11 protein-coding genes are annotated in these 11,624 nt (G+C 53.8%); 3 read left to right on the top strand and 8 right to left on the bottom strand.

All coding sequences use genetic code 11. The features are described from left to right. Positions 1-685: 685 nt before the first annotated feature. From GEI7105_RS0100700 to GEI7105_RS0100710, 3 genes are read right to left on the bottom strand one after another with little or no spacing between them, the layout of a single operon-like run. Complete coding sequence (locus tag GEI7105_RS0100700) at positions 686-1,588, bottom strand: LapA family protein (RefSeq protein ID WP_144053611.1); 903 nt, start codon at positions 1,586-1,588, stop codon at positions 686-688. 20 nt (positions 1,589-1,608) lie between these two features. Then, on the bottom strand, positions 1,609-2,235 hold the full coding sequence (locus GEI7105_RS0100705) for a flavin prenyltransferase UbiX (RefSeq protein ID WP_017658565.1): 627 nt from the start codon (positions 2,233-2,235) through the stop codon (positions 1,609-1,611). A 52-nt stretch (positions 2,236-2,287) separates the two neighbouring features. Further along, positions 2,288-4,573, bottom strand: a complete 2,286-nt coding sequence (locus GEI7105_RS0100710; RefSeq protein ID WP_017658566.1) for a ribonuclease R family protein — start codon at positions 4,571-4,573, stop codon at positions 2,288-2,290. Between the two features lie 694 nt (positions 4,574-5,267). Here GEI7105_RS0100710 and GEI7105_RS0100715 point away from each other — a divergent pair. Continuing rightward, on the top strand, positions 5,268-5,831 hold the full coding sequence (locus GEI7105_RS0100715; protein ID WP_017658567.1) for a slr1353 family protein: 564 nt from the start codon (positions 5,268-5,270) through the stop codon (positions 5,829-5,831). Between the two features lie 30 nt (positions 5,832-5,861). Here GEI7105_RS0100715 and clpP read toward each other — a convergent pair whose 3' ends face one another. Both clpP and sds read right to left on the bottom strand, forming a co-directional pair. Beyond that, entirely contained in the window at positions 5,862-6,518 is a 657-nt protein-coding gene (clpP, locus tag GEI7105_RS0100720) for an ATP-dependent Clp endopeptidase proteolytic subunit ClpP (RefSeq protein WP_281166969.1), read from the bottom strand. Positions 6,519-6,637: 119 nt separating this feature from the next. Continuing rightward, the gene (sds, locus tag GEI7105_RS0100725; protein WP_026097328.1) at positions 6,638-7,609 is read right to left on the bottom strand and encodes a solanesyl diphosphate synthase; all 972 of its coding nucleotides are present in this window, start codon (positions 7,607-7,609) and stop codon (positions 6,638-6,640) included. 93 nt (positions 7,610-7,702) lie between these two features. On the opposite strand from sds, the gene GEI7105_RS40275 reads away from it, so the two are divergent. After that, positions 7,703-7,834, top strand: a complete 132-nt coding sequence (locus GEI7105_RS40275; RefSeq protein WP_017658571.1) for a hypothetical protein — start codon at positions 7,703-7,705, stop codon at positions 7,832-7,834. An 868-nt stretch (positions 7,835-8,702) separates the two neighbouring features. On the opposite strand, the gene GEI7105_RS0100745 is transcribed toward GEI7105_RS40275, so the two are convergent. Both GEI7105_RS0100745 and GEI7105_RS0100750 read right to left on the bottom strand, forming a co-directional pair. Continuing rightward, complete coding sequence (locus GEI7105_RS0100745; protein WP_017658574.1) at positions 8,703-9,890, bottom strand: FtsW/RodA/SpoVE family cell cycle protein; 1,188 nt, start codon at positions 9,888-9,890, stop codon at positions 8,703-8,705. A 12-nt stretch (positions 9,891-9,902) separates the two neighbouring features. Then, a complete protein-coding gene (locus GEI7105_RS0100750) occupies positions 9,903-10,340 on the bottom strand; it encodes a hypothetical protein (RefSeq protein ID WP_144053612.1) in 438 nt (145 codons plus the stop codon). Positions 10,341-10,423: 83 nt separating this feature from the next. Here GEI7105_RS0100750 and GEI7105_RS0100755 point away from each other — a divergent pair, with 83 nt between their 5' ends. Beyond that, positions 10,424-10,762 carry a hypothetical protein gene (locus tag GEI7105_RS0100755; protein WP_017658576.1) on the top strand — a complete coding sequence of 113 codons (339 nt, stop codon included), beginning with the start codon at positions 10,424-10,426 and terminating at the stop codon, positions 10,760-10,762. Here the strand turns inward: GEI7105_RS0100755 and GEI7105_RS28440 are convergent. Beyond that, on the bottom strand, positions 10,752-11,624 hold an 873-nt coding region (locus tag GEI7105_RS28440), incomplete at its 5' end, for an RNA-guided endonuclease InsQ/TnpB family protein (RefSeq protein ID WP_017658577.1). The genes GEI7105_RS0100755 and GEI7105_RS28440 overlap by 11 nt on opposite strands.

The following is an 11,624-nucleotide window of genomic DNA, read 5'->3' on the forward strand; positions in this document are numbered from 1 at the left end:
TGAAGCTGCTGAGGCAGTTTTACTTGTCTTTTTTTGTGTCAAATTTCCCAAAACTCTGATTTTGTGTTCCAAATTATTAGGATGAGTTATATCAAGCTATTTTAATACCAAAAAAATAGCTTATGCTTAACTCTGTTCCATTTCTTGTCAACTGTCCATACCCTGTTTTTTGGAGTTATTCAGCAAGCCCTAAGTACTCTTACTCATTGCAAAACTGGGATGCACCCTCCCCTTATAGCATTACGACTTCGTTTGCGGCTTGTTTTCAGGATAGATCGTTACAGTATGGGGTTTTAATACGGATTCCGTATCAGTCGATTTTCTGGCTTTACTCAGTAAGCCCTAAATAAAAAAGTGCTTAGAGAAAGTGGAGTGCTTTCACCAAGAACATCCCTGAAAATTGGTAGTAATTGCGATCGAAGGCGAGCTAAAAATTGACAGAGATCGCCACTCAATAAATGTAGTCCGTCAATTCTTTCCACTGTCGATGACATTTCTCGATGGAGTTTCGATCGGGTGCATCTCAAAAATGTAAATTCATCGAATTGGGCGCACTCAATTTCCAGATCCCCGGCATCTCCAAGATGCCGGGGATCTTATACCGGAAGTGCTAATCGGGAATTTTGCCACCCTAAACTGATGTTTTTGCAAAAGTGAGATGCACCCGTTTCGATCGGCGACGGCCTTACCAATCGCGATCGTCGTCGCGGGTCGGTTGCCTCCAGTCATCGACGAGTCGATCCGATGTTTCTCGGCGATCGCGCTCCCGAGGCGCTGATGGCGTGTCGTCGAAGCGCTCTTCTACGGCATCCTCGACTGCTTCGTCCTCCCACTCAGTATCGTCTTCCCAGTCGGCCGCCACGGGGATGTCTTCCTCGTCCGGCTCTGGATCGATCGCTGGTTCTGACGGGGATGCGACCCTTTCCTCGACAAAGTCCTCCTCAGCCCTCGAGGTTCGCACCTCGGCTGTAGACTCCCTCGGAGGCGGCTTCGGCGCTTTTTCGTAACTGTAAGAGTACATGGTTCCCTGGCGATAGGACTCGACTGGTCGCTGTTGGACTTCGTAAGTGCGATCGCTCTGCGGCGTGACGTTCTCCTCTTCGGGATAGTCCGCGTTCTCGGCTTCCCAATCTTCGTCGTCCCACACTTCCTCTTCAGGTTCGTCTTCTGCCTCGAGTCGGACGAAGGCGGGACGAGATGGGGAGGACGAGACAGGTTCGTAAGCGACCGTCGGCGTTTGAAAGCGTTCGTCGCCAGGGTCGTCGTCGGGTTCTAAATCGACCCAATTTCGAGAAGGTTGGGGCGTGAAGGAACGGCGTTGGTGGGTATCGGGTGGAAAATCTGAGGCTGGAGAACTCTCAATACGACCGTGCGGCGATCGGGACGACCGAAACAGCCACGCAAACAGCATTGCCGTGAAAATCCCCGCCAGAACCGCCAGAACGACCCACACCCCCAACGGTAACGCCAGCGATCGCAATCCGAACCACCGCAGCGCCACCACAGGCGCACCGTTCTGAACGACGAACACGGCCGCCAGCGCGATCGCCAACAGCCAAAACACAGACAATTTCGACTTTCGTTTCATGGTGGAACGCTTGAAAACGGCTACGACTCCTCTTTCCACCGTTTGAGGGGAACGCAATCGATCTCGAGCTGGTCTAACGCCCGAGCCACGACGAAATCCACTAAATCTTCGATGGTTCGAGGCTGGTGATACCAGGCGGGAATCGCCGGAACGATGCGAACGCCCGCTTCTGCCAAGGTCGTAAGGTTGCGTAGGTGAATCAAACTCAAGGGCGTTTCTCGCGGTACGATTACCAGTTTACGGCCTTCTTTGAGTTGTACGTCGGCAGCCCGCTCGAGCAAGTCCGAACTGACCCCCGTTGCGAGTTTGGCCACGGTACTCATGCTACAGGGAATCACGATCGTTCCTAGGGTACGAAAGGAGCCGCTGGCAATGTTAGCCCCGACGTCCCCCGCCGGGTGACAGCGTAGAAATCCCTCCGTTTCGACTCCGGCTTTCTCCCGCCAAAACTGAGCTTGTTTTTGGGGGTCGGCCGGCATTTTGACCCCTTCCTCTGCCTGCCACACCATATACGCAGCTTTCGAGGCCACCAGTTCGACGCGATAGTTGGCCTGTAACAGATATTTGAGGGTTCGCACGGCGTAAATTAACCCTGACGCCCCAGAAACGCCGATAACGAGGGGTCGGGGATGTTTGAACTCGTTCATTGTGCTGCTCGGGGGAAGTTGTCCGTTTGCGGCCACTTCCCCTGGCTCTGTCTTACTCTTCTTCGCTGAAATAGTCGTCGTCAGTCAATGGCGCTTCGCTCCCGCCGCCGACGGGGGCTAGGTCGATTTGCTGGCGATAGTAATCGACGCTTTTGACTTGCACGTCTACGCGATCGCCGAGGCGATACTGTTTGCGGTTTTTGCGTCCGACGAGGGTTTGTTGGCGCGATCGATACTCGTACCAGTCGTCTTTGAGGGAAGAGACGTGAACCAAGCCTTCTAAGCGAGCTGGAGCCGCACCGTTTTCGCCAGATTCGATCTCGACGAAGAATCCGTAAGACTGCACTCCGGTAATCAAGCCCCGGAAAATTTCGCCGGTGCGTTCTTTCATCGCTCCGGCTTTTTGCAAGCCGTTGAGGTCGGTTTCGGCTTCGAGAGCCAGCCGTTCTCGTTCGCCGAGGGCGATCGCCAATCCCGAGAGACGCTCTTCAAACGCGTGCTGTACGTCCGGCGGTAAAACGTTCCAGTTGATTTTACCGTGACAGGAGGAATGCCGCAGGTCGACCCGTTCTTTCGATCGCGTGGTGCGGCGATCGCGCCCTTTCTCGAACACGGCCTGTAACACCCGCTGCACGAACAGATCGAGATAGCGTTGCAAAGGGGTGTTCGCGTGGGTGTATCCTTCTTCGAGCGCTAAACCGAAGTGCATCCCCGGCTTCGTACTGTAATAACTCGGACGCACGATCGCCTCGAGGAGATAGTTGAGAATTTTCGCGTCTTCGCATTCGGCGAACTGTTCGGAAAACTGCTTGAAGTCGCTGGGATAGACTTCTTCTTCGTCTTCGAGCCACAGTTCGACTCCCATGTTCGCCGCCAGTTTGATGGCGTCTTGCACGTCGGCCAGGTCGGGGACGGGGTTGATGTTGTACAACGCTGGAACCCCCAAGGCGTTGAGATGCTCGGCTATCAGTTGGTTGGCTAAAACGACGAATTCGTATAAAATGTCCCGACCGCGAGATTCGGGGGCGAATACGGGGACGCCGAGAGGCGTCTCGTCGTCGAAGTGGTTGTGTGTCTCGGGAAGGGTCAGGTCGAACGATCCTCGCTGATATCGCTGTTCGCGGAGAACTTGGCTGACGGTGGCGAAGTCTTCGAGGGCGCTCAGAAGGTCGGCAGGAACGTCGGGAACGGTATCGTTTTCGTCCTCGGAGCGATCGAAGACTTGACGGGCTAGCTCGTTGTTGACGAGGCGATCGAGGCGTATCGTCGTCGGCTGGATTTCGTATTCGACGATTTCGCCGTTTTCATCGAGCGTCACCAGTACCGAGACGGCTAGGCGGTCGGACTCTGGGGCGAAACCGACGGCTCGGCACAGGTCAGCGGGAAACAGGGGCAGTACTATGTCCCCGAGGTAAATACTCGTACCGCGTTTGAAGCTTTCGCGATCGAGGGGGGAATCGGGGAAAACGACGCGGGCTACGTCGGCGATGTGAATTCCGAGTTGCCAATTGCCTTGCTTGTTGCGCGTGAGGCTATAGGCGCGATCGACCGGTTCGTTTTCACTGTTGGCAAAGGCCAGGGTGTTGAGATGCCGCAAGTCCACGCGATCGGCGATCGCTTTGTCGTCGATCGGTTGCAGAACGGTCTCGAGAGAATCGAGGACTTTTTGCGGGAAGGTTCGGGGAAGGTCGTGTTTGCAACACACGATGTCGATGTCGTTGGCCGCTTCGGCGTCGCTTCCGAGAACTTGTACCACCCGCCCCAGCGGCGGTTTCGCACCCAAGGGATAGCGCTGGACTTCGACGTGAACCAGGTAATCGACGGCGTCTTTGAGGCGTTCGTCGTCTTCGAGGTCGATCTCGAACAGCAAGCGATCGTCGAGGGGAACGGCGCGATATCCCCGGCCGGGAACTTCTTTGATGCGTGCGAGGACGGAGGGATTCGCCCGTTCGAGAATTAAGCGCACTTCGCCTTCAGGAGAGCGGCGGCGACTTCCTTCTTTTATTACTTTGACGAGGACGCGATCGCCGTTCCAGGCGGTGCTGAGATAGGACTCGCGGACGTAAATGTCTTCGGCGCCTTCGGCGTCTTGGATGGCGAAGCAAAATCCTTTGCTCGAGCATCGAAGTTTGGCTTCGACGAGTTCTTCTCGATCGTCCCGTCGGTAGCGTCCGCGATCTTTCATGAGAATCCCAGACCGTTCTAGTGCGTCGAGAACGATGTGCAGTTTTTGAAGGTCGGGTGTGGCTTCGCAGTCCAGTTTTTTCTCGAGGACTTTGGGTGCGACTGATTTATCGTCTGGAAAGTTGGACAGGAGTGTTGCGATCGAAAAGTTCATGCAATTCTGTAATCCTTATATATCTCGATCTGTATTGGCTAGTAACGCAGCTCGAACCTACTAGGACGGCTCCGAGCGCGATCGACAAGATTTCGAGACACGGATGCCGTCGCTCGAGTCGAAGCGTCGATGCCGCCAAAGAAGTTGTGACTGTCGCTCGATCTGCACGGCAAAAGCGCGAGTATCGAAAAGAGATCGGTGCGTGATGGGTGCAGTTGCGAACTCGATGGAGCGTTTTTGTCACGAACCGGCCGACACGAGCGAAGCTGAGGCGACTTCTGCTCATTTTACACCATAATTTGCCCCGTCTTTTGCGGGGAACGGGGAACAGGGAATGGGGAGGAGTTCACCCGATCGCCTCATCTCCTAATCTCCTCACCTCATTTTCCTGTGGGGGCGGTGCGTGACGCGGGAAAGCTCTTTGAACTGTCTTTCCATTACATTTAGGGAATAGGGAACGGGGAACAGGGAATGGGGAGGAGTTCACCCGATCGCCTCATCTCCTAATCTCCTCACCTCATTTTCCTGTGGGGGCGGTGCGTGACGCGGGAAAGCTCTTTGAACTGTCTTTCCGTTACATTTTCTGTCCGCGTCACGGCACCCTACGATTCCCCTCTCAACGATCGACTATCAATACCGGCGATCGCTAGAATTAAACTAAAAGCGATTCGCGAGTCGATCGACGGTTTGGGCTATGTTGCAATTATTCCGCCAACGCTATCCTTCAGGAAGTCTGTGCGCCGACCTCGTCACGATACACGAGGGACAATATATCGTTCGAGCGACAGTTGAAGTTGAAGGCGTTTGTTTGGCGTCGGGGATGGCTGCTGCGACTTCGGTTGAAACCGCTGAAGATCGCGCCAGGGAACGAGTGTTAGCGATGCTAGATTTCGAGAGGGAGGCGACTCCCACGAAGGTCGAGCTTTTGGAGACTGAGGCGTCTGTGACACCGTCTCCTTCTGTGACATCTCCGGCTTCCCCCGATGCTGAATCTTCTCAAGGGGTCGAACCTTCGACCTCTGTATCTTCCCCAACTTCTAATTTAGCGATGGAAGAAAACAGTTCGACCGAACCGACGGACGACTCAGATTTGATGGTTCAAACGACGCTGGAGTTGCGACGGCTTGGATGGGACGCCGACCGGGGGCGATCGCACCTGGAGCAAACCTACGGGAAGCGATCGCGGCAGCAACTCACGCGATCGGAACTGTCGTCGTTTTTGCAGCATCTCCAGGCACAACCGACGTCAAGGTCTTAAGCGTTAGCCCCTTGACGTCTCGACCGACTCTTAAGCCTCGACAGCGGTGGGACGCGACGCCGAGGGACTGCGAGTAATGACGCGATCGATCAACCCATACTCTTTAGATTCTTCGGCGGACATGAAAAAGTCTCGCTCGGTATCTTCTTGGATTTTCTCGAGGGGTTGACCGGTATGTTCGGCCAGGTAATGATTCAGGCGATCTTTAATGTAAAGGATCTCTTTGGCCTGAATTTCGATGTCTGCGGCTTGTCCCTGGGCTCCGCCGAGAGGTTGGTGAATCATAATCCGCGAGTGGGGCAAGCTCATGCGTTTGCCTTTCGCTCCCGCACTCAACAGAAACGCGCCCATACTGGCTGCTAAACCCAGGCAAATGGTGCAAACATCAGGCCGCACGTGGTTCATGGTATCGAAAATACCCATTCCGGCAGACACAGCCCCCCCTGGGGAGTTGATATAGAGATAGATATCTCGATCGGGGTCGTCGGCTTCGAGAAACAGCAGTTGAGCGACGATACGGTTGGCTAATTCGGGGGTAACTTGTTCGCCGAGGAACACGATACGCTCGCGCAGTAGTCGCGAGTAAATGTCGAAGTAACGTTCGCCGCGTCCGGATTGTTCGATAACGGTAGGAATCATAAGCGGGTTTGATGCTGTATTTGCTGAAGTCTTTCGTTTTAGTGTAATATCTGTTTTCCCAAGAGGAGAGATAGGGGGCAAGGGAGCAGGGGGGACAGGGAAACTTTAACAGGGAAGAGTGAGGGAAGAGTGAGGACAGGTAATAGTCTCTCATCATCTCGTCATCTCTAATACAAGCGGCGGAGAATGTAGTCGGCGAGATTGGTTAAGGCTTGGCGGGATTCTGAGGCCGGAAGGCATTCGAGATGTTCGATCGCCAACCGAGTATGTTCGGCCGCTAAAGTTCGCGATCGCTCGATGCCATTGCTTTCTTCGATTAACGCCAGGGCGCGATCGAGATCGTCGGGTTCGGCGAATTCTCGAGCGATAAGGGTTTCGAGAAGTGGTTGTTCTTCGAGGGCATAGAGAACTGGGGCGGTGAGGTTGCCACTTCGCAAGTCTGAGGCGGCTGGTTTGCCCAGGGTTTCTGTCGTACCCGTAAAATCTAGGATGTCGTCTACGATTTGGAACGCCAAGCCTACGTCGCGACCGTAATAATACAGATGGTTTGCCATCTCTGGGCTGACGCCGCTGAGAACGGCGGCGGCTTTGCTGCTGTTGGCAATCAGAGAGGCGGTTTTGTAGTAACTTTTCTCGAGGTACGCTTCGAGGGAGAGATCGGCGTCGAAACGACTTAACCCCTGTTGGATTTCTCCTTCCGCTAGATCGACGATGACCTGAGACAGCAGTTTGACCACCTCGAGGTCGTTCAAGTTCGCCAGATACCAGGAGGATTTGGCAAACAGAAAGTCTCCGGCCAGAACGGCGACTCGATTGCCAAAGCTGCTGTGAACGGTGGGGATGCCCCGTCGTAGTTCGGATTCGTCGAGGACGTCGTCGTGGACGAGACTGGCGGTGTGGATCATTTCGGTGATTTCGGCCAGTCTGCGGTGTCGGGACGTGATGTCTCGATCGGGCATTGTGGCTCTCGAGACAAGCAGCACGATCGCCGGCCTCAGTTGCTTGCCCCCAGCTTGGAACAGGTGGTCTGCTGCGGCGAAAAGGATAGGGTGACGCGCCCCGACAAGCTCTCGCAAGTTTTGATTGAGGACGCGCAGGTCGTCTTCAACTGGGGAAAAAAGTGCAGTTACTGAGGTCATGGGGATCGGCTGACTCAGGGGCTAAGTTACGAAAGTTTACATATATGATTTCTATTCTAAGCGAAGCCTCTCGAGTAGGGAAGTTTTCCGATCGTGAGTTGGTTTACGTGCTTTTGGAAACTCTGTCAACGCCTGAAGACCGATCGGGCAGAACGCCACGGGGCGATCGCTCTGACGAAAGCTCTCGTCGGGTCTGGGTTGGACGTTTTCGATCGCACATATTAAAGATTTATTAAGTCACCCCCGAGGATCTCCCGAAAAATTCGGAAACTTATGTTACATTAATGGTAAGGATTGTTGTAACCCCAAATACCCCTACAACGCGAGTGCAGTTGTGAGGAGCGCGTTGGAAGACCCGATCGTTCTCGCCCTGTCGAAACTCGGCTTGTGTTAGTAGAGACAGACGATCGAAGGGACAGCCTCCTGACGGTCGGTCGTGCGAAGGTTTTTACAACCCCCTCAACCGGATATCAAGCTGGGTTGCTCAGGTTGCCCAGTCAGTCTTGCGATTGGTAAGGCAAAGTTCGGTCGCATTGCTCGCAGATGAAGGACGGTTTCGTACTTCAGTTACGGTGGTTTGGCACTTGCAGACCGAGGCGATCGCCCTCGGTGTCCTGCTAAATTGTGCTGCGTTTGGCTTTCGCGCTTCTTTTTTGTGTCCCGCTTCTCACTTCCCTCCCTCCTATGATCTTCGACAATCTCTCTCTAACCATTCTCGTCCTGGCAACGGGCTACCTGTTCTTCATCCATCTCCTGTTGCGTTTCGTGCGCCGGAAAGCTGAAGAATCGAGTAGCTCGTAAGTTGTCACCGGACGAACGCTTCGCCACTCCACGTTGTCACGAAGGGGCAAACTCGCTCGCTTCGTGCAGCGGCCGATCGCCGCTGAAGATTCCCAGGGTGAATCCTGGGAATCTTCGCTCGAGGTTATCGTTTCGGGTGGCGTTGACGTACCCACTGAAAGCTTGAAGCGTTTTTTTCAGTCGATATCTTTCCGCCATCACCTCATTATATCATCTATAGGATATTCTTTAGGTTCGCCAAGCTATTTGTCGTATTTCTTCACATTCGAGATGACAGCCCGAAACGCCGTGATTAGTGCTTCGATGCCGGTCTGCGGCGTTTTTGTCGTTGTTGTGACAGAGACACCACTGAAGCCGCATTGCTTTCGCGAGCGACCCGCACCAACAACCCCGCAGCTGCTAAACTCGCGATCGTCGAACTGCCTCCATAACTAAACAACGGCAGCGGTAAACCCGTCGTGGGTAGTACTCCAGTCGCCACGCCGATATTAATCAACGACTGTCCCACCAACGCCACCATGACACCGACGGCGACCAGTTGATAGACAACGTTCGGGGTTTTCAAGGCAACCCGTAACGCCAACGTCCCGTACACCAACAAAAACAACAACAGCAAAAAACTGCCGAGAAATCCAAATTCCTCAGCGTACACTGCAAAAATAAAATCGCTGTCCTGAATGGGCAAATAGGACAGCTTCTGCTGAGACATTCCAAAACCCGTTCCCCAAAAGCCCCCCGAGCCGATCGCGATCAGGCTTTGAACCAGTTGATAACCGTCGCGATCGGGCGTTGCCCAGGGGTTGAGGAACGACATGACTCGTCGTCGCTGGTATTCCTTAATACTGAGGCTGAGAATCGCTAACAGCAGCCCAGACAAAGCGGTTCCCCCTAACAAGCGATAGGGCAATCCCGCCGCCATGGCCATCAACCACAACATCATGCCACACATGGCAGTCGTACTCAGGTTCGGTTGAAATAAAATGCTAGTGAGAACTAAGACCATCACACCCAACCAGATCGCTCGTTCTCGAAACGTCAGCCGATTCCACCGTCCGAAAACGATCGCCCCTTGAAGGATGAGAAAGGGCTTGATCAGCTCGGAGGGTTGAATGGGAACGATACCGATAGCAATCCAGCGGGTGGCACCGTTGACGGTGGTTCCCAACCCCGGAATCAGGATCGCCAGGAGCAACCCCAACAGGGCTAACAATCCCCAGCGGGCGATCGACAGGCACAGTCGCAGGGGAGTGTGGACGATAATATTGAACCCGACGAGTCCTACCATCGCCCAGAGAATCTGACGTTTAAAATAATAGGTTCCGTCTCCGAGTTCGGCATAGGCACTCGGATAGGAGGCAGAAAACAGGACGAGTAACCCGATGACGAGCCAGAAGAGAGTCAGCCAGCGCAGCAGGCGGGCTTCCCAACTCCACTCGGAAACGGACGGGTCATATAGCGGGACGAGATAGCGAAGGTTCACTCGAACTCGGAACTAAGCAGCACTCTCTAGCATATCTTCTCCTTTATGGGGAAGGTTAGCTTCGAGGAGCAGATTGAGTCCCGGTTGCTGTAACAGGGCTTGCCAACACTGGGCGAAAGTCCAAAACAGACGACGCAAGCGATCGAGCATTTCGTTCAATTGGACGAGATCCCGTCGGCGATCGAGCAGATTGCTGTCCCCGAACTCGAACGCCACACCATTAGACGCGACGACGGATAGATTCGCTAAAGCTAGAGGTTCGATCGCCAGGGAAGACGTACCTCTGTTGTCGAGATAGATTCTCGACGGTTTGGTAAACTTAAGAAACGAAGCCTGTTTTGAAGATGTATTCAAACATAAAAGCGACGGTGGTAAAACGGCAAACAAAACCACCAGTAGACCGATTGACAGTGTAACGACGCACCGCGAAACGGACAAGCGAACGGTCACAAACGTACCTCCCCAATAACAACAAACAGCAAATTCGATTCGGCGACTCGGCATTTCGACAGCACGCACGACGATACCCCACGATGCAAGTTCGACGATCGGGGGTTTGGGAACTGCGACCCGATCGCCAGCTTCGCACGCGAGCTATCTCGAGTGACGTTGTCTACACGCGCCAGTCCGACACCTCTACCGCTCGATCGCACGTCTTAACAGTGCGCGATCGGTTTCGACACAGCAAAAGTGATGGAGTCCGGAGACTTTTTTTCAGATTCAGCTTTCAGCCGATGATTTCCGACCCGATTCTCAACCTAACCAGTAGAGGGTTGAGTTCGGTTTCGATCGATGACTTTCAAATCGTCTTTGAGAGCGTAAAGACTGCGCCTGGAAACGCCGTACCCGAAAGATTTACCTCTAGTTCGTAGTATAACAAAGATTTTTGACATCCTCTCCCAGCAACCCGTTCCGGGTATGCAGGGAGATTCCTTGGGTCGCCCCAAAGATTTCCTGCTTCACAGCCAGCCAACTAGAATCAGTGACCCGATCCCCCGTCGCCTCGACTCCACAGGCATTTTCGATTTGCCGTTGCCCACGGCTACAGATAACTTGTCCACTCGCCACATCACGGGGCTTTGTTGACCCGCAGTTGTGACAGTGATGAATCCTGGTTGAGAGGTCTTTATGAACCTCTGCCCCACAATCGGGACATTCCTGAGAAGTGCCCCGCGCATCCACCTTGCCGTAATACACATCGCGCTTCCAGCACACCCAGGGAAGGATCTGATTCACAAATTGACCCAATCCAGCATCGAGGGTGTGCTTGCCCAGCATTCCCTTAGCCATAATGCGGAAGTCGAGATCTTCGACAAAAATCATCCCTGCACCGTCGCAGAGGTGATGAGCCAGCTTGAAATGCCAGTCTTTTCTCGTATCGGCAATCCGTTGATGGACTCTGGCAATTTTCTTCTGGAGTTTCAGCCAGTTAGCTGACCCCTTCTGCTTTTTCTTCAATCGGCGTTGCAGCAATCTCAGCTTGCGGTGCAGTTTGTTGAAGAAGCGAGGTCGCTTGACCTGTTCTCCATCAGAAGTTGAAAGAAAGTACTCCAGACCCACATCAATCCCTACCGGATGTCCGTGAGGGGCTACAGCAGGAATATCGACGTCAGCCTGAAGGCTAAGCATGACAAAGTACCCGGATGCCTTACGCACAATTCGAGCTTGTTTCACCTGGAATAAATCAGGAATTTTCCGCGACCACCGAACCCGAACCCATCCCAGTTGCGGCAG

It is taken from the genome of Baaleninema simplex PCC 7105 (assembly GCF_000332355.1).
In the GTDB taxonomy this organism is placed as follows: domain Bacteria; phylum Cyanobacteriota; class Cyanobacteriia; order Cyanobacteriales; family Geitlerinemataceae; genus Baaleninema; species Baaleninema simplex.

Bases quoted from the DNA above. Each gene is read 5' to 3' on its own strand.
- sds (WP_026097328.1), bottom strand. From the start codon at position 7,609: ATGACCTCAGTAACTGCACTTTTTTCCCCAGTTGAAGACGACCTGCGC.
- GEI7105_RS0100710 (WP_017658566.1), bottom strand. From the start codon at position 4,573: ATGAACTTTTCGATCGCAACACTCCTGTCCAACTTTCCAGACGATAAA.
- GEI7105_RS0100700 (WP_144053611.1), bottom strand. From the start codon at position 1,588: ATGAAACGAAAGTCGAAATTGTCTGTGTTTTGGCTGTTGGCGATCGCG.
- GEI7105_RS0100715 (WP_017658567.1), top strand. From the start codon at position 5,268: ATGTTGCAATTATTCCGCCAACGCTATCCTTCAGGAAGTCTGTGCGCC.
- GEI7105_RS0100705 (WP_017658565.1), bottom strand. From the start codon at position 2,235: ATGAACGAGTTCAAACATCCCCGACCCCTCGTTATCGGCGTTTCTGGG.
- GEI7105_RS0100755 (WP_017658576.1), top strand. From the start codon at position 10,424: ATGCAAGTTCGACGATCGGGGGTTTGGGAACTGCGACCCGATCGCCAG.